General features: G+C 39.1%; 24 protein-coding genes and 1 riboswitch. Of the genes, 22 read left to right on the plus strand and 2 right to left on the minus strand.

The window, feature by feature from the left end; translation table 11 throughout:
- The first annotated feature begins 400 nt into the window (after positions 1–400).
- Together J2Z32_RS19690 and J2Z32_RS19695 are read left to right on the plus strand one after the other, a co-directional pair.
- Positions 401–1564, plus strand: a complete 1164-nt coding sequence (locus J2Z32_RS19690) for a PdaC/SigV domain-containing protein (RefSeq protein ID WP_210090911.1) — start codon at positions 401–403, stop codon at positions 1562–1564.
- 162 nt (positions 1565–1726) lie between these two features.
- On the plus strand, positions 1727–2215 hold the full coding sequence (locus tag J2Z32_RS19695; RefSeq protein WP_210090912.1) for a hypothetical protein: 489 nt from the start codon (positions 1727–1729) through the stop codon (positions 2213–2215).
- Positions 2216–2460: 245 nt separating this feature from the next.
- Here J2Z32_RS19695 and J2Z32_RS19700 read toward each other — a convergent pair whose 3' ends face one another.
- Complete coding sequence (locus J2Z32_RS19700) at positions 2461–2985, minus strand: hypothetical protein (protein ID WP_210090976.1); 525 nt, start codon at positions 2983–2985, stop codon at positions 2461–2463.
- 247 nt (positions 2986–3232) lie between these two features.
- On the opposite strand from J2Z32_RS19700, the gene J2Z32_RS19705 reads away from it, so the two are divergent.
- The 10 genes from J2Z32_RS19705 (at position 3233) to rsmI (ending at position 10825) form a co-directional block, all read left to right on the plus strand.
- A complete protein-coding gene (locus J2Z32_RS19705; RefSeq protein WP_210090913.1) occupies positions 3233–3418 on the plus strand; it encodes a sigma factor G inhibitor Gin in 186 nt (61 codons plus the stop codon).
- Positions 3419–3563: 145 nt separating this feature from the next.
- Positions 3564–5165, plus strand: coding sequence for an aminotransferase class I/II-fold pyridoxal phosphate-dependent enzyme (locus J2Z32_RS19710; RefSeq protein ID WP_245251638.1), 1602 nt, complete (start codon positions 3564–3566; stop codon positions 5163–5165).
- A gap of 20 nt (positions 5166–5185) precedes the next feature.
- The gene (gene tmk / locus J2Z32_RS19715) at positions 5186–5851 is read left to right on the plus strand and encodes a dTMP kinase (protein WP_210090914.1); all 666 of its coding nucleotides are present in this window, start codon (positions 5186–5188) and stop codon (positions 5849–5851) included.
- 34 nt (positions 5852–5885) lie between these two features.
- Entirely contained in the window at positions 5886–6215 is a 330-nt protein-coding gene (locus J2Z32_RS19720; protein ID WP_210090915.1) for a cyclic-di-AMP receptor, read from the plus strand.
- Between the two features lie 51 nt (positions 6216–6266).
- On the plus strand, positions 6267–6710 hold the full coding sequence (locus J2Z32_RS19725) for a YaaR family protein (RefSeq protein WP_210090916.1): 444 nt from the start codon (positions 6267–6269) through the stop codon (positions 6708–6710).
- 30 nt (positions 6711–6740) lie between these two features.
- Positions 6741–7751 (plus strand): DNA polymerase III subunit delta', encoded by a 1011-nt coding sequence (gene holB / locus J2Z32_RS19730; protein WP_210090917.1) that lies wholly within the window; start codon positions 6741–6743, stop codon positions 7749–7751.
- Between the two features lie 89 nt (positions 7752–7840).
- Positions 7841–8641, plus strand: a complete 801-nt coding sequence (locus tag J2Z32_RS19735) for a PSP1 domain-containing protein (protein WP_210090918.1) — start codon at positions 7841–7843, stop codon at positions 8639–8641.
- A 44-nt stretch (positions 8642–8685) separates the two neighbouring features.
- On the plus strand, positions 8686–9066 hold the full coding sequence (locus tag J2Z32_RS19740; protein ID WP_210090919.1) for an initiation-control protein YabA: 381 nt from the start codon (positions 8686–8688) through the stop codon (positions 9064–9066).
- 110 nt (positions 9067–9176) lie between these two features.
- Entirely contained in the window at positions 9177–9941 is a 765-nt protein-coding gene (locus J2Z32_RS19745) for a tRNA1(Val) (adenine(37)-N6)-methyltransferase (protein WP_210090920.1), read from the plus strand.
- Positions 9938–10825, plus strand: a complete 888-nt coding sequence (gene rsmI, locus J2Z32_RS19750; protein WP_210090921.1) for a 16S rRNA (cytidine(1402)-2'-O)-methyltransferase — start codon at positions 9938–9940, stop codon at positions 10823–10825. The genes J2Z32_RS19745 and rsmI overlap by 4 nt, the downstream gene beginning before the upstream one ends.
- A gap of 173 nt (positions 10826–10998) precedes the next feature.
- On the opposite strand, the gene J2Z32_RS19755 is transcribed toward rsmI, so the two are convergent.
- Positions 10999–11253 carry an AbrB/MazE/SpoVT family DNA-binding domain-containing protein gene (locus J2Z32_RS19755; protein WP_210090922.1) on the minus strand — a complete coding sequence of 85 codons (255 nt, stop codon included), beginning with the start codon at positions 11251–11253 and terminating at the stop codon, positions 10999–11001.
- Positions 11254–11572: 319 nt separating this feature from the next.
- On the opposite strand from J2Z32_RS19755, the gene J2Z32_RS19760 reads away from it, so the two are divergent.
- The 10 genes from J2Z32_RS19760 to purR all read left to right on the plus strand — a co-directional run bounded on the left by J2Z32_RS19760 (position 11573) and on the right by purR (position 21221).
- On the plus strand, positions 11573–12862 hold the full coding sequence (locus J2Z32_RS19760; protein WP_210090923.1) for an HD domain-containing protein: 1290 nt from the start codon (positions 11573–11575) through the stop codon (positions 12860–12862).
- 15 nt (positions 12863–12877) lie between these two features.
- On the plus strand, positions 12878–13642 hold the full coding sequence (locus J2Z32_RS19765) for a TatD family hydrolase (RefSeq protein ID WP_210090924.1): 765 nt from the start codon (positions 12878–12880) through the stop codon (positions 13640–13642).
- A gap of 193 nt (positions 13643–13835) precedes the next feature.
- Positions 13836–14060, plus strand: a riboswitch (cyclic di-AMP (ydaO/yuaA leader).
- Positions 14061–14323: 263 nt separating this feature from the next.
- Entirely contained in the window at positions 14324–15472 is a 1149-nt protein-coding gene (locus J2Z32_RS19770) for a resuscitation-promoting factor (RefSeq protein ID WP_210090925.1), read from the plus strand.
- 111 nt (positions 15473–15583) lie between these two features.
- A complete protein-coding gene (gene rnmV / locus J2Z32_RS19775) occupies positions 15584–16132 on the plus strand; it encodes a ribonuclease M5 (RefSeq protein ID WP_210090926.1) in 549 nt (182 codons plus the stop codon).
- On the plus strand, positions 16125–17009 hold the full coding sequence (rsmA, locus tag J2Z32_RS19780) for a 16S rRNA (adenine(1518)-N(6)/adenine(1519)-N(6))-dimethyltransferase RsmA (RefSeq protein ID WP_210090927.1): 885 nt from the start codon (positions 16125–16127) through the stop codon (positions 17007–17009). The genes rnmV and rsmA overlap by 8 nt, the downstream gene beginning before the upstream one ends.
- 46 nt (positions 17010–17055) lie before the next feature.
- Positions 17056–17952 carry a sporulation peptidase YabG gene (gene yabG, locus J2Z32_RS19785; protein WP_210090928.1) on the plus strand — a complete coding sequence of 299 codons (897 nt, stop codon included), beginning with the start codon at positions 17056–17058 and terminating at the stop codon, positions 17950–17952.
- A 127-nt stretch (positions 17953–18079) separates the two neighbouring features.
- Positions 18080–18355, plus strand: a complete 276-nt coding sequence (veg, locus tag J2Z32_RS19790) for a biofilm formation stimulator Veg (RefSeq protein ID WP_210090929.1) — start codon at positions 18080–18082, stop codon at positions 18353–18355.
- 783 nt (positions 18356–19138) lie between these two features.
- A complete protein-coding gene (locus J2Z32_RS19795; RefSeq protein WP_210090930.1) occupies positions 19139–19318 on the plus strand; it encodes a small, acid-soluble spore protein, alpha/beta type in 180 nt (59 codons plus the stop codon).
- Between the two features lie 142 nt (positions 19319–19460).
- A complete protein-coding gene (ispE, locus tag J2Z32_RS19800) occupies positions 19461–20342 on the plus strand; it encodes a 4-(cytidine 5'-diphospho)-2-C-methyl-D-erythritol kinase (protein WP_210090931.1) in 882 nt (293 codons plus the stop codon).
- 48 nt (positions 20343–20390) lie between these two features.
- Entirely contained in the window at positions 20391–21221 is an 831-nt protein-coding gene (purR, locus tag J2Z32_RS19805) for a pur operon repressor (RefSeq protein ID WP_210090932.1), read from the plus strand.
- The last annotated feature ends 84 nt before the right edge of the window (positions 21222–21305 follow it).

A 21305-nucleotide genomic window follows, 5' to 3' on the forward strand; every position in this document is an offset into this window, starting at 1 on the left:
TCCAGCGCCGATGGTACTTGGACCGAAGGGTCCTGGGAGAGTAGGACGCCGCCAAGCACAAGAACCACTGCCGATCATCCGGTGGTGGTTTTTTTGTGTTTAACATTAATTTAAAGGTGTCTGTAACCACTTATCTTTTGTTATTGATTGTAATGGTTACAAATCTTTATATTTGAATAAAAGTTGAGTTAAAAAAATGATAGATTTTCAATTAAAAGAAGTCTAAATTGTCATGGCGAATGTTAATTCTTTTATAAAATAGTTAGCTATAATATCCAATGTAGGAGAACTTATTATGTTGATCCCTGCAAATTAAAACAAAGTCGGAAGGACAAATACAATCTTAAAAAATCCTTGACGATGAATATTGAGATTTATTTGTTTTGAAAGGAGCTTAACCATGACAAAGAAACAAACTAAACATGAATGGCAAAGGGGTATTATAGCTACTGGTGTATTACTAGGAGGGCTATGGCTACAAAGCGGAGAAGGTTTAGCGGCACCATCCACACCCACACCATCACTTGTAACACAAAGTTATAAAGCGACTGGTATTGTACAACAAAAGGTAGCACCAGCAGTTAATTCTATGGTCACTATTCAATATAATGGCACAAATGAGACAGCATCTAATAGAACAACGATTAAAGCCACTGGAATAATTAGGGATGGAAAGACATGGGTGCCAATTACTTTTTTACGAGATGCACTAAAGATGCCATTAAGCTACGATATCACGAAGAAAATGTATACTATTGGTGAAGATTTTCATCAGTTTACGATAGATGTTCAAGATAACAATAGCCTAACTTTAAATGGATACTATTTAAACGATCTCCAAGCTACTAATATAAATGGACACTTTTATGTGCCAGCTCAGCTATTAAAGCAATATTTAGGTTATGAGGCTAATTTGAATGCAAAGAATAGGATTGTAAGTATTAAGGAAGCTAAACAAAATGATGTTTCATTTACGACTCAAACTAAAACAGAAAGCCTAAATGGGACTGATATAGACCTAGCATGGCCACAGATTAATTATAGTAAAGATAGTGTGGTTGAAGAGCGCATTAATCAGAAAATAACAGATGTGATTGCTGCTTACGAGAAGGAAATAAAGGAGCAGATGGTCCTAAGAGAAAAGGAAAAAATTAATAGTCCATATTTGTTTAGTAGCTCCTATATTGTAACGTATAATCAAAAGGGTATTGTTTCTCTCATTTTAGAGCAATACGATTTTACAGGTGGGGCGCATGGCATGACCTATCGTAAGGCGCTCACCTTCTCTTTGAAGGATGGTAAGCAATTAACGGTTACCGATGTGGTCGGGAATAATAAGAATCTGAAGGACATCAATCAGAGCATTAAACAGAAATTTGAGAAAAGTATAGAATATTTTGGTGGCTTTAAAGGTATTGATAACAAAGCTGACTTTTATATCGAGCCAGGCAATTTAATTGTATATTTCCAATTGTATGATTACACGCCATATGTTGCTGGCTTCCCAGAGTTTTCATTTTCCCTTTCAAAAGTTATCCCTAGTGATAGCAAGCTTTTTGAATAGTTGATTCACAGTCTTTGTGAAAGTGAATGAAAATAGATAGTATCTTTCAAAATGAATGTAACTTTTTTGTCATTACTATTGGGGTGGTTCTCGTTATAATAAGGTGTAGGTTACTTAGGTAGGAAATTTGGCCTATAATTTGTTTAGGGAAGGGGAATCAATGTGAGACAAACGAAGTACATGTCATGTATGGTTTTATGTATGATCATGTCCATGCTTCTTGTCATTACAGGCTGTGGTTCTTCTGAGCCTTCTTGGGATGAGTATGTAGGAGCTGTTGTGGAGAAGACATTTCCTGTCCCTGCAGAGGCAACCCATTCTGAATCTATGCTGACTAATTCTGAGATGCGTTATATTCAATATACTTTTAGTGGTATTCATGAGAAGGGTAAGATTCCAGAACAATACCAAGAGACCATTTTGGACTGGGGTTGGGTAGAGAAGGAAAGTACTGAAGCGGGCAATACCGTTGTATATGAAAAGGGCAATCAAATCGTCCAAGTAACTGTACAAGAGAATGGCTTTACGATTTTAGTTCCAAAACAGGATCGTAACCTAGTCATTCAAGGAATTGAAAGCAGCGAATTTAGTAAGAATCGCAGTGATGATAACGATAATGGGCAGACAGAGAATAATGATAGCAACCCATAATATTAAAAGTTATAGTTTGAAACATTAATTAGTGATTATAGCTCTGAACTAAGATGTCACATGATAACCTTGTTATAGTAGCCTAGTATTAGGCTTTAAAATGATAAACGGTCTTATTCCGCTACAGTAGGGAATAGACCGTTTTATTAATTAATCTAATGGTTATGAAAATGAATGTGAAATTCGATTTTGAATAACCCTGAAATTAATTCTTGTTAAGTTATAGTCAGTAATGTCATTATGTCTCATGGCTTGTAGTAGGACAAGTCTCTTTCATTTAATTTTAGAACACCATCCTTAGGTTGTCTCTTTAACCCTGTAATCGTAAACTGTTTAGGCACCATAAGCCATAAATGCCAGAAGAGCAATGAGAACATAAATTCAAAGGGAGACCATGGAATAATTGCTACGATGATGATACAGCCGATCCACGCGGTATGAAGATGCACTTTACGAAAGCTAGAGTATGGAATATATTGATCTGGCATATAGCCGATCCAAGGTAAGCGATAGGAAAACTTCCAGCGCTTATGATAAGAGTGATTAATAATAATAAGTATAGATCGTGCAATAACATATTGAATCCAAGCTGTAATGATCATAGCAATAATAAAATAGAAGATACTTGTCCAGCTAATTACAATCATTTCGGCAGCAAGCCAAATTATCGGTAGCATAACATAACTTAATAAAAACGATTTAGGAAATATTATTTTTTTAAGTAGTCGATAATGATAAAATGTTGCATTTGAATTGGATTGATCGGTCATCAATCACACAATCCCCCTTAAGCTAACGTTATATTATTGCGTTTAAGTTAAAAAATTGAATGGCTTTTAATGCATGGCTTGTAATTAGTATATCGGAAATAGTGGAGAAATAATTGAGATTTAATGCTGTACAGACACCTATAACATTAGTGCTACATAGTATATAGTAATTCAGTTACTATGAAAGGGTTTAAATTCATAGAAACTGTGTCATACTAATAGTAAAACGAGTAGGGTGGGATCGTGAATGAATGAGCTTGCCAAATGCACATGTATTATATGTGGACAGCAAAAGGAAGATGGCATTCATATCGTTTCTGAGTTTATATGTGATGCTTGCGAGAGTGAGATGGTACGTACTGACGTACAAGAGGAGAAATATCATTTTTTTATACACCGCATGAAGCAGATTTGGATGAAAGAGAATGTATGATGATATTTAGAGGGGCCGATTCTTTTTAGGGGAGAAGAGGTCCTTTTGTTTTGGCTTATTTTTGTTTATATTGGCAGGGGAACTTAACAAAGGTAAACTAGAGGGAGTACTTCCATCATTGATGATATATTGAAAGGATTTACACATGGTAAACAAAAAGTCGATAGATATGTGCAATCAGCACACAAATAGTATACAAGCACCGTTAGTTTCCGCCTTATTACATTATAAAAGTAAAAAAGATATTTCTTTCCATGTACCAGGTCATAAGAATGGAGCTGCCTATTCATGGACTGCGGAGATAAAGGAAATATTTGGTCCAATCCTTGAGATTGATGTTACTGAAATTGAAGGTACAGATAATTTGCATCAACCGGAAGGTGCAATATTAGAGGCGCAGCGATACGCGGCACGTTTTTTTGGTGCAGATCAGACCTTTTTTTTAGTAGGTGGGAGCACAGCAGGGAATCAGGCTTTAATATTAAGTGCTTGTACCAACCCTGGGGATATTATTCTAGTACAAAGAAATGTACATAAGTCAGTGATTCACGGATTAATGCTTGCACAGGCCAAAGCTGTTTTTTTAACGCCTGAAATTGATCAAGAAAGTGGCTTAGCAACGATTCCTTCTATTACTAGCATCCAAAGGGCTCTAGAACGTTATCCAAATTCGAAGGGCTTATTGCTAACACAACCTAACTATTATGGAATGGTATCTTCTACCCTAGCTAATATCGTAGAACTTTGTCATAGTCATCGAATTCCAGTATTTGTAGATGAAGCACATGGTGCACATTTTGGATTACATGGTGATTTTCCGAATAGTGCGTTAAGTGCTGGTGTGGATGGCGTTGTTCAGTCCACGCATAAAATGTTATCCGCCATGACAATGGGCTCAATGCTACATATTCAAGGGGAGTATATAGATCGCATGTTGTTGGCGCAACGTTTAACGATGATTCAAAGCTCAAGCCCTTCCTATCCTATTATGGCTTCATTAGACATTACTAGGTTTATGTTGGAGGCGCATGGGGAATCTATTTTTGCAGAGCCGTTAATAGCTGCTCAGATGCTTCGTGAAGGCATTGGGCAGTTAAAGCGATTTCGTATACTTAGTCCAAACCTAAAGATAACAGAACCCCAGATGGCAGAGGAACGAAAAGTAGATGAACGACAGGAAGTTAAATTAGATGCACAGCAGGCAGGAGCACAGAACGTGTATAGTGCATATGATAAACAAGATCCTTTGAAAATTGTAATTTGTGATGCATTAGGGATATGGAGTGGCTACGAATTACAAAACAGGTTATGTGAGATGGGCTGTATACCTGAGATGTGTGATGAGCGTTATGTCGTGTTTGCTTTAGGGCAAGGAACTACAACAAGGGATGCCGATAGGCTGTTAGCAGCTTTGGAGCAACTTAGTATGGAAGAAACAGAAAACAAAGCAAATGATTTTTTCACGTGGAACAATTGTTTAGTTGAAGAAGAGGGATTTGAGCCTGTACAGTTTAGCTTATCTGTTATGTCAGATGAAAAAACGGAAATGATTCCGCTTGAGCAAGGGGTTGGTCGAAAATCAGCAGAGATGATCATACCTTATCCACCTGGAATACCATTATTATATCCACAAGAATTGATTACAGAACACATACTAAAGCGTATAATGCAATTAAGAGAATTAAATGCAACTAGCTTAGGTGCTTGTGATCCTAGTTTAAAAATGATAAAGGTTTGTAAGCTTTGATGAAGGGGAGCCGTTTATTCATGGCAGGAAAAGGACTATTTATTACGCTTGAAGGTGGAGAAGGCGTCGGCAAAACAACAATGTTAAAAAAGCTCGCCCAAACACTGGAACAAAAAAATATAAGCTATATTATTACTCGTGAGCCTGGCGGCATTATGATTGCAGAAAAAATAAGAGAAGTCATTTTGGATTCCGCTCACACGATGATGGATGCGAGAACAGAAGCTTTATTGTATGCGGCTGCTCGAAGACAACATTTGGTTGAGAAGGTAGCACCAGCTTTACAAGAAGGTAAGGTTGTATTGTGTGACCGTTTCATTGATAGTAGCTTAGCTTACCAGGGGTATGCTCGTGGGTTAGGTATAGATGAGGTATTATCGATAAATGCCTTTGCGATTGACCAATATATGCCTGATTTTACGTTTTATTTAGATATGGACCCCTTGGATGGATTAGCTAGAATTGCAGCGGAGAAGGGAAGAGAAATAAATCGTTTAGATCTTGAAAGTATAGAGTTTCACCAAAAGGTCAGAGCGGGTTATAATAAGGTTATAGGGATGTACCCTAATCGCATTAAAAAGATTGATGCAGCTAGAAATATCGAACAGGTTGCTGCTGACATGAATAGCTTGCTTGTTGCGAAATTAGAGGAATTTTCAGTAGCGATGTCAAATAATAAAAATTAAATTCACGTTTTGAAATTTAAAGGAGGGACTGCATATGAAACTTATTATTGCGATTATTCAAGATAAGGATAGTAACCGCTTGTCCAGCGCACTTGTAAAGGCAAACTATAGAGCTACTAAATTAGCAAGTACTGGGGGTTTCTTGCGAGCAGGAAATACTACCTTTTTAATTGGTGTAGATGATAATCAGGTAGAATCTGTCATGGCAGTCATTCGAAACAGCTGTAAAATTCGTGAGCAATTGGTTACACCAGTTACTCCGATGAGTGGGACAACAGACTCCTATTTACCACTACCAGTAGAAGTGCAGGTTGGTGGGGCGACGGTTTTTGTACTTCCAGTAGATCAATTTGAACATTTCTAGTATGTTAGTATAAATACTACGGATAATATATGTAGATAGGCAGTGATTCATTTGAAAATTAATCCGGGATATAGGCCGCTTAAAAGCGGACTAGGTGTGACGGATAATGCTGCTAGACCCATTCAGTCAAAAAGCTTCTCGGATGCGATGAATTATCATGGTGAGAAGGCAACACAGCAAGAATTGGATCGTAGATTTAAAGAAATACAAACCCAAGGCGATCGCCTAGCTCGATCTATGACGATTAGAGAGTTAAAGGCCTATCGCCTTCTTGTCAAAAAGTTTCTAGAGGATACTGTACGCCCTGGCATTACCATCAAAGAGTCTAGAGGATGGGATCGTCGTGGACGTAGTAAGCGATATAAGCTGCTTGATGAGGTAGATGCGGCCTTGCTTGAAATGGCAGATGAATTGCTAAACAGTGAGCAAGGAAAAATAGACTTATTGCAGAAAATTGGCGAAATTAGAGGATTGCTCATTAATCTAAGCTTCTAATTGTAGCCATGGAAAGGTATTGACTACAATATGTCATTTGACGATATTATTGGACAAGATGTAGCGAAGACGATGTTGAAAAATGGGCTTCGTACTCATCAGGTGTCACATGCATATATATTTAGTGGACCACCAGGCAGTGGCCAAAAAGAGATGGCAATGGCATTTGCGAATGCCTTAGTCTGTGAAAATCGACAAGAGCAGGGTGCATGTGGAGTATGCTTAGCTTGTCGTAAGGTTAAGCATGGGAACCATCCTGATCTTCATCTTGTCGAGCCTGAGGGAACAGCTAGTATTAAAATTGAACAAATTCGTGATTTACAACGATTATTTTCTTATCGAGCAAGTGCTGGTAATTATAAGGTCTACATGATAGATCAGTCCGAAAAAATGACGGTACAAGCTGCTAATAGCCTCCTCAAATTTTTGGAGGAGCCGCCAGCTCCAGCTGTTGCAATTTTGATGACAGATAATGGACGGGCATTATTACCAACGATACAATCTAGAGCACAATGGGTGCCATTTACGCCCCTTGCTCCTGATGAAATGCTGCAAATTTTAGTAGATGAAGGTTATCCTGTTAATTTAGCAAGGTGTGCAGTACATTTAGTGGCGGGAATAAGTGCTTGTCGTGATTTATTAAGTCAGAATTGGTTTGCAGAAATCAGAAACGTAATGTTACAATTAGGGAAGGAGGCCACAGGCCGTAGTGGTTCTCCCTTAGTAACGGCTCAGCAGAGCATTTTTAAAGCAGGTTTGGGCGATCATTTGGATATGTTGTTTAGCCTGTTCCATTTATGGTTTAGGGACATGCTCCAATCGCTCTATCATAGACATGATGGTATTGTTTTTATGGATCAGTTGGATTATATATCCAGCCATTCCTCTTCCCGTAATGCACAGCAGTGGATTGAAGCTATGTCATGGGCAGCACAAAGCAAAAGAAAGCTGCGACAAAATATGAATGGACAACTTTGCCTAGAACAGTTTCTAATTTCTTTAGGTGAGATGAATCATCGTCATTCTTCTATGTCATATTAAGGGAAACAAACTTTCTCCCGCATAAAGGTTTTGCAAATATGCATGAAATTAAATTGATAAGCTTGGGTGCTATACGAGGGGGTTAGTTTTTGTACACTGTAGTAGGTGTCCGGTTTAAAAAAGCGGGCAAAATATATTATTTTGATCCCCTAGAGCTACCCGTCGAAAAGGATCAGTTTGTTATTGTAGAGACGGCGCGTGGGATCGAGCATGGTAAAGTCGTGATTGGTAAAAAGCAAGTAGACGAATCTGACGTGGTGCTTCCGCTTAAGAAGGTGATTCGAATTGCTGACGATTCGGACGCTAGTGTGGTGGAGGAAAATAAGCTAGCAGCTCAGAATGCTTTCTCAACTTGTTTAAATAAAATCAAGGACCATGATTTGAAGATGAAGTTGGTTGATGTGGAGTTCACGTTTGACCGCAATAAAATTATTTTTTATTTTACGGCTGAAGGACGTGTCGACTTCCGTGAGCTAGTGAAGGATTTAGCAAGCATTTTCCGCACTCGCATCGAGTTAAGACAAATTGGTGTGCGTGATGAAGCCAAGATGCTAGGCGGTATTGGACCTTGTGGACGTATATTATGCTGTTCCTCCTGGTTAGGTGATTTCGAGCCAGTATCCATCAAGATGGCAAAGGATCAAAGCCTTTCACTGAATCCAACAAAAATATCTGGACTATGTGGTCGTTTGATGTGTTGCTTGAAATTTGAGCATGATAATTATGAAAGTGTGAAGGAAGAACTTCCTTCCGTAGGTAAGTTAGTGATTACATCTATGGGCGAAGGTAAAGTGGTTGGATTAAACGCCGAATCTCGTTCTGTACATGTACAATTATTCGAAATTGGCAAGGTCAAGGAACTTCTCTTAGATGATGTTGTTGTGAAATAAGGATGTTCAAGATAGACTTTAGAGAATGACTCTGGGGTGGGCACTTGAAGAAAAAAGATATTTTTACACACATGCAAGAATTAGAGGGGCAAATGGAATCAATTCACGGCGAATTGGGTTTGCTTAAGCTAGAGGTAAAGAAGCTCGTTGAAGAAAATCAACAGCTATTGCTCGAAAATGAGCAGCTTCGGAAAATTTTAAAACGGGATCATGGGGATGCTCGTGTAGATTCTCCTTCCGGGGAGAAACACTCAGAACAACTACCATCACCCGAAGGTAAGGAAGAAGCTATAGATATTGTTGGAGAAGGTTATGATAACCTAGCTAGGTTGTATCATGAAGGTTTCCATATCTGTAATGTGTATTACGGGCATTTACGAACAGAAGGCGATTGTCTGTTTTGTCTCTCTTTTCTGAATAAATAACAAGCCGTAGGAATTGTTCCTACGGTTTTTTTAAGATAAAAGACATAATCAATATTGGTCCAAGTACGTAATTTACGAATTATGATTTTATAGAAAGTGACGAGGTTGGCATGATAAAAGTACCGTTGTATGGGCAAGAAAGAATTGATGATTTATTGACAGATGGATTAGGGATTATTCAAAGTCGTGAAGTGTTTAGCTTTTCGATGGATGCGGTATTGTTAGCAAGGTTCGCTTCTGTACCTAACTCAGCTAAAGTATTGGATATGTGTACAGGTAATGGAGTTATTCCTTTATTGTTAACGACAAGCACAAAAGCAAAAATTGAAGGTATTGAGATACAGCCAAGGCTTGCGGATATGGCAAGACGAAGTGTACAAATGAATGAGCTGGAGGAGCAGGTAAGTATTCGCGAAGGGGATTTGAGACAGTTAGTGAATGAGACTGGGCATGGTTATTACGATGTCATTACGGTTAATCCACCTTATATGCCTGTTACAAGTGGCGATGTTAAGCTTAACCGTCATCAGGCTATTGCCAGACATGAGATTGAATGTACGTTGGAGGAGGTTATTTCTACAGCGACACAGCTTTTGCGGGCAGGTGGTAAGCTATTTATGGTGCATCGCCCTCAGAGATTAGCCGAAATTACAACGATATTATGTAAATACCGTCTGGAGCCTAAACGTATTCGTTTTATTCATCCTAGAATTGATGCTGAAGCGAATATGGTATTGATTGAGGCATTAAAGGATGGTAAACCAGAGGTAAGAATTTTGCCTCCTTTAGTGGTATATGATCAGGACGGAAAATATGGTAATGAATTTATGGATATTTATTATTCAGATAAGAAAGGAGGAAAGGACAGAAGATGAGTGTAGGTGTACAAAAAAGTTATCAGGATAATCAAGCGCATGGAATCGGTAAATTATTTTTGGTGGCCACCCCTATTGGTAACCTAGAGGATATGACCTATCGAGCAATCCGAATATTAAAAGAAGCAGATATTATCGCTGCTGAGGATACTAGACAGACGAGAAAGCTGCTTACACATTATGAAATCACTCCTGCTAAATTACTGAGCTATCATGAGCATAATAAAACAGCAAGTGGACCGGAATTAATTCGCTTTATAATAGAAGGAAAAAATTTAGCATTAGTGAGTGATGCAGGCTTACCTGCGATTTCTGACCCTGGCCACGACTTAGTGAAGCTGGCGTTAGGGCAAGGAATATCTGTAATTCCAATCCCTGGTGCAAATGCTGCATTGTCTGCGTTAATCGTATCGGGTCTTGCTACAGATCAATTTCAGTTTATAGGTTTTTTACCTAGAGAGCACAAGGATAGGGAAGCAAAGCTAGTTCAAGCTCAAGACTATGAAGGAACATTAATTATGTATGAGTCTCCTCATCGCTTAATTAAAATGCTACAATCCTTGCTAGAGGTATGGGGGGATCGGCAGGTAGTCCTTGCAAGAGAGCTGACGAAGAGATATGAAGAGATGGCACGAGGTAGTTTAAGTGATGTCTTAACATGGCTTGAAGAATACCCTCCTATTGGGGAATATTGCGTTGTGGTGGAAGGGGCAAACCCAGAGCTTATTAGAGAAAAAAAAGAGGCATGGTGGAAAGAGCTTAGCTTAGAGGCGCACGTGACTCATTACGAGCAGCAGGATCAATGTTCACGTAAAGAAGCAATGAAAAAAGTAGCTAAGGATCGTGAGTTATCTAAACGTGATGTTTATCAGGCATTATTATAATAGTTCTAATATTTGTTATCATATTTAATAAATTGAATCTATTACTTGAATTATAAATGAATTCCAAAAAAAGGAGGTCTTCATATGGTAAAATACTTACCACAGAAGACCCCAAGGAGATATGAAAAGGTTAGAATTAACAGTTTAAGTAAATCTATTATATACTAAAAATCTTAATTTGTCACAGGGGCAGGAATTTCCGTCACGCAGTCATGACAAACAATTTTACCTTTAAAATAAATAACATTTTCGGCATTGCCACAGAAAATACAAGCTGGCTCGTATTTTTTCAGCATGATCCGTTCACCGTCAACGTAGATTTCAAGCGCATCCTTTTCTCCGATGCCTAGAGTACGACGTAATTCAATAGGAATAACTACGCGCCCTAATTCGTCTACTTTTCTTACAATACCGGTTGATTTCATCATAACTGATGATAACCCCTTTCGCTATAAATTAAATACGTCATTATTCGACAAACTTCTTTGTTTTATGATAATTATAATACCAACCATTGCCAGATCAGTCAACCTATTTATGGTAGAGTTCTTTATAATTACTAATTAAAAATTATAAAGGGTGTTACAAAACATTGATATATCAAGGGAAATGCGAATTATTAAAGTTTATTCATAATTCATTCTATTGCGTTTCAATAATCGACATTATTCGACAAAAGAAGACAAACTCTATCAAAAGTAGTCATTAAAATGTATAAAAACACATATATTAAAGGAGTGAGTTGTCATGAATCGTCCACTACTCGAAGAAAAAGTATTTAAAGACCCTGTTCATAATTACATCCATGTGCAAGATGAGATTATATGGGCATTAATTAATACGACCGAGTTTCAACGTTTGCGGAGAATTAGACAGCTGGGTACATCATACCTAACCTTCCACGGCGCTGAGCATAGTAGATTTTCACACTCTTTAGGTGTATATGAAATTACTAGACGTATCATTTCACAATTTGAGAGAGGTAATTATCCAGATTGGCCTAAAGAGGAACGTCTGGTGGCTTTATGTGCAGCCTTACTCCATGATTTAGGACATGGTCCCTTTTCACATTCGATTGAAGATGCATTTGATATGAATCATGAAGAATGGACGATTAAAATTATTAAAGGAGACACAGAGGTTGGATCTGTTTTAAGAACGATGGGTGAGCATTTCCCTGAACAGGTTGCTGCTGTTATTCGTAAAGACTACGAAAAGCCAATCATTGTTAATTTAGTGTCTAGTCCACTGGATGCAGACCGTATGGATTATTTGTTACGCGATGCTTATTTTACGGGTGTAAATTATGGCACGATTGATATGGACCGTATTTTGCGAATGCTTCGACCTTATCAAGGGAGAATCGTTGTAAAACAATCTGGCATGCACGCCGTTGAGGATTATTTAATGTCACGTTACCAAATGTACTGGCAAATTTATTTCCATCCAGTGACACGTAGCTCGGATATCATTTTGAAGCAAATTTTCCGTAGAGCAGGGGAGTTATTTCTGGAAGGGTTTGAATTTAAATTTTTACCACATCCATTACCACATTTATTTGGAAGGAAAATCTCCGTAAAGGATTATCTACTATTAGATGAAGCTTTAATTCAAACTGCGTTTATGCAATGGCGTAATGAAGGCGATGATTTACTGTCTTCGTTATGTGCCAGATTTATAGATCGTAAATTGTATAAATATGTAGAAATAGATGCGTTGGATATGGAGACAATAGATCGGATAAAGGATACTTTTGTAGAAGTTGGATTAAATCCTGAATATGATTTGGAAATTGATTTTCCAACAGATTTACCTTATGATGTGTTTCGTCCAGATAATGATAACCTAAAAAAACAAATTTTGTTGCTGGATCGTCAAGAAAGAATACACGAAATTTCAGAAGTATCTGATATTGTTCGTTCTATAAGTGGTTTACATAAGGGAAAAAACCATTTGTACTTTCCGCATGATAAAGTGTTGGCGTTAAAGTCACATTTCCCTGCTGATATTTTTGCACTATTTGAGCAATGGAGTTAAGGAGGATTTAAAGCTATGTTATTTGATACACATACACATTTAGACGCAATCCAATTTGAAGAGGATCGTGCTGAAACGATTCAACGTGCAGTAGATAATGGCGTAACTCGCATGGTTAACATTGGATTTAATCGTGAAACGATACCTACGACGATGGCGCTTGCAGAGCAATACGATTTTATATATGCTGCTGTTGGTTGGCATCCGCAAGATGCAATTACGATGAAAAAAGAGGATTTAGACTGGATTGCACAATTATGTAGCCATAATAAGGTGGTTGCAATCGGTGAGATTGGTTTGGATTATTATTGGGACACCTCACCCAAGGAGGTTCAGCACGAAGTGTTCCGCAATCAGATTGGACTAGCTCGTAGCTTGAATATGCCCATTTGTATTCATAATCGGGATGCACATGAGGATGTTGTGAAAATTTTGCGTGAGGAAAAGGCAAGTGAGGTTGGCGGCATTCTGCATTCCTTTTCAGGAAGCTGGGAAATTGCTAAAATGTGTCTAAATATGGGATTCCATTTATCCTTTGGTGGACCGATTACGTTTAAAAATGCAAAGCAGCCTAAAGAGGTGCTTATAAACACCCCGTTAGATCGTCTGCTAATTGAGACGGATTCCCCTTATTTAACGCCACATCCATTTCGTGGGAAGAGAAACGAGTCTGCTTATGTCCGTCTAGTTGCAGAGGCAGCAGCGGAATTAAAAGGGATTTCTGTGGAGGAAATTGCCCAAATAACTACGAAAAATGCGCTGGAACTATTTTCCATTTGATGAATTCGGGAGATAAACCGATGAAAAAATGAGTATTTGCGAAATATTAATGCTTTTTAACCAACAAAACGGAGTTTATTACAATATTTTAACCATATTTTTAAAAAAACGTTCTTGATTCGTCCTTTACAACCTGCATCTAAACAGGATAGAATCTTTTCAGTAATCCAAATAACACGGATTAATGTTTCCGTAACCAGTCTCGCTGAATCTCTGTTACAGAGAACGGGGGAACCAATATAGCTGTAAACGTAATTTGCCTAAAAATTTTTACTTTACGAGCTATAATTGATTTCTGTATGTGGGTCATAGGGGTGAAATCGAGGTCATTGCGCCATGAGCGAATGAACTGAGAAAGGGCAGCTCTCTTTTGTCCGAACCCGACAGCTAACCTCGTAGGCGTCTTAAGAGAGGCAACTCGTGCATCCTATTACTTCAGGAATTTTCAGAAGCCACGAAGGAGTTCCTCTAACTCTTTCTTTAGGCTTCTTTTATTTTTGAATAATTGTGATAGTTTCATCATACTTTGGAAAACAAAGGTGGTGATGATGCAACAGATTGGACTGGAGACGGAGCGAGATGCAGGAAATGTGTGCATTTCGTAATTATGAATTGTAGCCCTATTAACATGCTTCATTGATTTTTTTGTTAGTAGTTTGGCTATGAAGGAGGAGAGAAGATATGGGCATTTTCTCTAAGAACAATACCCATGGATCACGCTCATCCAGCATGTCTTACGTAATGCAGTGGAGACCCAAAAATATTCGTCAGGTTATAGTAATTGGGCTAGCTATTATCGCTATAGCTACAATCGTGCTAATCTGGGTGAATGGTCATAGTAAGAAAAGTGTATACTTGGTTGTGGATGGCGCAATACAAAATGTGGAGACATCACAGGATTCAGTGAAGGCCGTTTTGGATGAACAAAAGGTTAGTCTAAGGGCTGAGGATAAGGTATCTATCGCACTCACTGATGAAATTAAGGATGGCGATCGAATTGTAATTGAGCGAGCAATTCCAGTCGTAATGTCTTTCGATGGAACAACCAAAACGCATTATACAACACAAGGAAATGTTGAAGGTGCTATAAAAGAAATCGGTGTTAAAATTAATCCTGATGATAAAATTACACCTGCTTTAACCACTGCTTTGAGTGCTGATATGAATATTCGAGTTGTTCGTGTGGACAAAAGAACTGCACAAACAAAAGAAGAAGTTCCTTTCACAATTGTGAAAACTGCGGATCCTAAATTGACGAAAGGTCAAACGAAGATCCTTGCAGAAGGTGCTAAAGGCGTAGTTACACATAACATCGAAAAAGTATATGAAGACGGGGTATTTGTATCTAAGCGTTGGTTAGGTAAGGAAGTTCACCAGCCTGCACAAACAAAAGTGATCGCAGTTGGTACAAAGCCTGAGCCAAAAACAGCCGTTCTTGCTGCAAGCATTTCTCGTAATAATGACGAGGTGGATATTAGCGATAGCGGATCTGTAAATAAAGGCGGCGTCTCTTTTAAATATAAAAAGCTATTAAAAAATGTTCAGCTTACTGCTTATTCCAGCCAGGAAGACGGGATTGGGACAAAAACAGCCTCAGGAAACCGAGTAAAAGAGGGTAGAACGATTGCTGTAGATAAATCTCTTGTTCCACTTGGATGGTGGGTGTACATTGAAGGTCTTGGCTTCCGTCGTGCAGAAGACACTGGTGGAGCAATTAAAGGGAAAATTATGGACGTCTATTATGACAGCTTAAAAGATGTTAAAAATTTTGGACGTAAAAAAGGACGTACAGTGTATGTCATTGGTCCAAACAAACCAGAGCTGAATTAATGAGTTGATAATATATGTGATATATTAAAGGAGAGGGATATCCTCTTCTTTTTTGTTGTATGGATATTTTAATTTGTAAGTGGATGGTTAGGCGAGGTAGGAGGTAATAGGTTGATTAAAGAAGTGATTGTGGTAGAGGGACGCGATGATACGGTGGCGATACGTCGTGCGGTAGAAGCAGATACGATTGAAACCGGTGGGTCCGCTATTAATGAAACCACGTTAAAAAAGATTGAATTAGCCCACGAGCGTAGGGGAGTTATTATATTTACAGACCCTGATCATGCAGGTGAACGTATACGTAAAATTGTTGCAAATCGAGTACCGGGCTGTAAGCATGCTTTTCTAACAAAAAGTGAAGCAACCTATCGTGGTGATATTGGCGTAGAGAATGCCTCACCAGAGGCGATTAGAGAGGCGCTAAGCCGTGTTCGTAGCGAGATGGGTATGGAGCAAGGGATGATTGAATGGAGCGATCTCATTGATGCTGGACTCATTTGTCATCCAGCTGCCGCAGAGAGAAGAAAAATTATGGGTGAATTATTAGGTATTGGTTATTGTAATGGTAAACAATTTTTTAAACGGCTAACGGTCTTTAAAATAAGCAGAGAAGAGTTTTTAAACGCACTTGAGAGGTTGGAGGATACGGGAAATGAATAAGAGGGAAGATGTTTCTACACCACGTCGCACAAAGGAAATAATTAATCGCCATGGCTTTTCATTTAAAAAAAGTCTTGGGCAAAACTTTTTAATTGATCAAAATATTTTAGGGAAAATCGTAGATGCTGCCAATCTGGATCAGAGTAAGGGCGCACTTGAAATTGGTCCTGGAATTGGTGCATTAACCGAGAAGCTTGCTGAGCGGGCTAAAAAAGTAACGGCGGTAGAAATTGATCAACGCTTATTGCCGATTTTGGACGAGGTGCTTGAACCCTATCCTCATGTAGATGTCGTGCATGGTGATGTGCTGAAGCTTGATCTTGCGTCTTTATTTGCAGCGCAGTTTGGAGAAGTAGACGGTGTGAGTGTTGTTGCCAATTTGCCCTATTACGTGACGACACCGATCCTTATGAAGCTCTTGGAGGAAAAGCTACCGCTTGAGCATATTGTCGTTATGATTCAGAAGGAGGTTGCTGAGCGTATGGCTGCTTCTCCTGGTGGTAAGGATTATGGAAGCCTTAGCATCGCAGTTCAATATTACAGCGAGCCTGAGCTTGTATGTATCGTGCCACCTAGCGTGTTTATCCCTCAGCCCAATGTAGCCTCAGCTGTCATTAAGCTAACCGTTCGTAAAGCACCACCAGTTCAGGTGGATAATGAAGCGTTTATGTTTGAAGTTGTACAAGCCTCATTTGCCCAACGTAGAAAAACAATTGCAAACAATTTAAAAAGTCGCTTTTTCCCAGGAGAAGGCCGTGAGCAATTAGAAGCGATATTGACAGAAGCCAATATTACACCAAGCAGACGAGCGGAGACGCTAAGTATTGAAGAATTTGCCGTACTAAGTAATATTTTATTTCAAGCAGGTTTGAAGTAACGTTTCCCCGCACTAGCCCATAGGATGGGATAGAGGTGGTGGACTGATGAAATTAGGAGATTGGGTTGTTCGTAGATCATATGGTGGGGATATTACATTCCGCGTAGAAGAACTGGATGCTCGTAAAGCAATTATTAAAGGAACAGAATTTCGTCTGATGGCAGATGCACCCATAAATGATTTAATCAAAGTGGAGTTATCTTCTACCAGTGAACGAGGGAAAAGAGCAATTATAAAAGCAACGGAATCCATGGAGCGTCTTCACGAGGAACGTCTGGAGCTTATGCAGCGGAATCAGGAGGTGCTTCAGGCTGAATGGAAGCTTGAGGCGAAGTCAGATTCTTATTTTGAAGTACCAGGCAAGGTTTTGCATTTGGATGGCGATGAGCGTTATTTAAAGAAGAGTCTTAGCTTGTATGAGCAGCTTCATGTGCCTGCGCATGGCTATTATGTGAATGAGACACAGATGGCTTCTGCATTAAGTCAACTTTTGCCCAAAATAAGACCGGATATTGTTGTTATCACTGGACATGATGGTGTACTTAAAAATCGCCCTAATCATGACCTTTACAATCTCAGCAGCTATAAACATTCAATTCATTTTATGAATGCAGTTGAAGAGGCCCGGAAATATGAGCGTAACTTCGATGCTTTAACGGTCATCGCGGGTGCTTGTCAATCCCATTTTGAGGCTTTACTTCAAGCGGGGGCTAATTTTGCTAGCTCTCCTGCTCGGGTATTAATTCATGCGCTTGACCCTGTTTATGTTGCGGCTAGAGCTTCATTTACTTCAATTCGAGATGCGATTCCGATGCGTGAGGTGCTCAATAACACGATTAGCGGCTTGCAGGGAATTGGTGGAATTGAAACAAGGGGAAGCTATCGCATGGGGTTCCCACGGTTTAATGATCTCTCTAAATTAAATGTTGTACCTTCACAATAAACCAAAGCGTTCAAAAAAAATCATTGACAATACTTTTTTACTGCTGATATAATAATATTTTTATTAAAATTTGACAGTTGTCCTCCTTTGTTGTATAATGGGCAAAGAAAGTAGGTGGACACAGTCAATGGCTAAAAATACGCTGAATGATATTAAGCACAGTCTTGATGCTCACGTAGGACAAAAAATCACCCTTCGGGCGAATGGTGGTCGTCGTAAGACTGTTGAACGTACAGGTGTTCTTGAAGAGACGTATCCATCCGTTTTTATCGTGAAATTGGATGAAGAAGATCAGACACTTAAACGTGTTTCTTACAGTTATGCAGATATTTTAACCTCATCGGTGGAAGTTATGATTGGTGAAGCCAATGATGAAGTTAGAATTCCGTATGTTAAACCGTAAACATCATGTTTTTTGCATTTGCGGCTTGCGCTTTGGCGTAAGCCGTTTTTTATATGTATATGAACAAAATTTGTATGCTTCTCTGTAGTTTGGATCTGAACTTTATTCTTTGGTGACTATGTATTATTTGTAGAAGGATTTTTTAGGTTTTTCCTGAAGAGTGAACTTGAATATTGAAATAGTAAGGTTATTAATTAAAGGGAGATTACCGCATTTGGGACGGTAATCCTCTTTTTTTAAAAAAATTGATCTGTAAAACTTTTTAAACGGATACTTGCACAGGAGCACAAGCGGAGGACAGATGGATTGTGGAGCAATGGAATAATTGCATTTAAAAATAAATTTTCTACTTTGATTAAGCTTAACTTTAAAGAATAAGTACTTAACAATAAGCAAACGTAGCGGAGGGGCAGAGAGATGGTGGAGAAGCGTCAGCGGCCGCCTTTAAGGTCTTATTTTCATCCATACAAAGGGCTGTTAAAAAAGAAAATGAGACCTTAACAGCGGTTGAAGCCACTCTCTGCACCGTAGCCTCTTACCTCAACATTGGCATTGTTAAGCACTGATTATCAAGTTGAGCTTACTTCAATCCAAATTTTATTTTTAAAAGCGAGCGAAACAACCTCTGCATATAGCGTTCTCCTCTCTGTGTAGTTAATCGTTAACATAAAGTTTTACAGCCGATTTTGCCACTATTTCCACTGCATGTTACTCAGCCGTAAGCCTCATACTATAACCGAGTTCATTTGAACTTATGAAATAAAGCTGTGAGGAGGGTTTACATTGAGTAGAAATCGTCGCAGAGTGATGTCAGAGCAGTTAAGGGTAGAGGTGGCGAAGGACCTTGGTATTTATGATACTGTCCAAAAGGAAGGCTGGGGCGGTATTAAGGCAAAGGATGCAGGTAACATGGTCAAAAGAGCGATTCAGCTTGCTGAGGAAGCCGCTGCACGCAAGTCATAATTTTACGATGAAGTCCCATTTGGGGCTTCATTTATTTTTTATTTCAAGTGTTGCACGTAGACGTGAGTGGTAGTTTTTTTTATAATATGTTAAGTCTATATTAAGCAGGTTATGATGGAAATGTAAAAGGTAGGTGAATACCTTGAAAATTTATGAGAAGGCTCCAGCAAAAATTAATTTAATGCTAGATGTATTACATAAAAGATCAGATGGTTATCACGAAGTAGAAATGATTATGACAATGGTCGATTTAGCAGATCGACTAGAAATGAGTGAGCTTCCACGAGATACGATTATTATTTCGAGTCAGGTAGGATATATTCCGTTAGATGAGAAAAATTTAGCTTTTAAAGCTGCCAAATTAATTAAAGAACGATATCACGTCACCAAAGGTGTATACATTCACCTTGATAAAAAAATTCCTGTTGCTGCAGGGCTTGCAGGGGGCAGTAGTGATGCCGCAGCTACTCTTCGTGGCTTAAATCGCTTGTGGGGGCTAAACATCCCCTATGAGGAGCTTATGGAGCTCGGAGCGGAGTTAGGCTCAGATGTTCCTTTCTGCATCTCAGGTGGCACCGCGCTTGCGACAGGTCGCGGAGAGATTCTAACGGAGATCGCTAGCCCTCCACAATGCTGGGTCGTGTTAGCGAAGCTACCGATTAATGTATCTACCGCGGATGTGTATGGCAGACTACGAAGCACAGAAATTAAGCAGCATCCTTCAGCTAAGTCAATGATAGAGGCAATTGAATCCAAATCGTTCCATAACGTCTGTGGTGAGCTTGGAAATGTTCTTGAGGAAGTGACGCTTCAAATGTATCCAGAGGTGGCTCATCTCAAGGAAACGATGCAAAAGCTTGGGGCTGATGGCGTATTGATGTCAGGTAGTGGCCCAACAGTATTTGGACTTGTTTCTAAGGAGTCTAAGGTTCCAAGAATTTATAACGGATTACGAGGATTTTGTAAGGAAGTTTATGCAGTGCGCTTATTAAGTTCTTCATTAGACTTGAAAAAACACGTATAAAAGTGGTATATTTTCTATAAAATATTCGGATTTAGCGAGGGATGCTTCGTGACAAAGTTAAAAAGAAGCGCACGCTTAGTAGATATGACTCAGTATTTATTGTCCCGTCCTCATCAATTGATACCGCTAACTAATTTTGCCAAGCGCTATGGATCTGCAAAGTCATCCATTAGTGAAGATCTGGCAATTATCAAGGAAGTGTTTGAACTTGAAGGAATTGGTGAACTGAATACACAAGCAGGAGCTGCGGGTGGCGTAAAATATATTCCAATGGTGGCAAGGGCTGCGGCGTTAGCTTTTATTCAGGATTTGTGTGTTAAGCTAGCTTCCCCAGATCGTATATTACCTGGCGGATACTTATATATGTCAGATTTATTAGGACAACCTTCTTTAATGAACGAAGCAGGTAAGCTGTTTGCGACCGCATTTGCCGGTGTAGGTATTGACTGTATAATGACGGTTGAAACAAAGGGGATTCCACTTGCTTATGCTACGGGTGCAGAATTAAACCTTCCTGTTGTCCTTGTGCGTAGAGACCATCAGGTTACTGAGGGTTCTGCGGTAAGTATTAACTATGTATCCGGCTCGCATAAAAGCCTTCATACGATGACTTTATCTCGTAGAGCATTGAAGGAGCATTCACGAGTACTAATCGTCGATGATTTTATGAAGGCGGGGGGGACGATTCAGGGTATGGTCGATCTACTTGCAGAGTTTAATGCGGAAGTAGCGGGTGTAGGCGTATTGGTTGAGTCGGGTGAAGTGGAATCAGAGCAAAGATTACTCCATGATTATGTGAGCTTAGCAAGCTTACGTGCGGTGGATGCAAAAGGCAAAGAAATTGTGGTTGAACCAGGCAATTATTTTGACCGATGGTAAGTTTTAAAAAATTGTCGATTTTATAGGGATATTTCCGGGATTAAGACGAACGATGTCGAAAAGTCTGTTTAATAAAAAAAATTC

It is taken from the genome of Paenibacillus turicensis (genome assembly GCF_017873435.1).
Classification (GTDB): Bacteria; Bacillota; Bacilli; order Paenibacillales; family Paenibacillaceae; genus Fontibacillus; species Fontibacillus turicensis.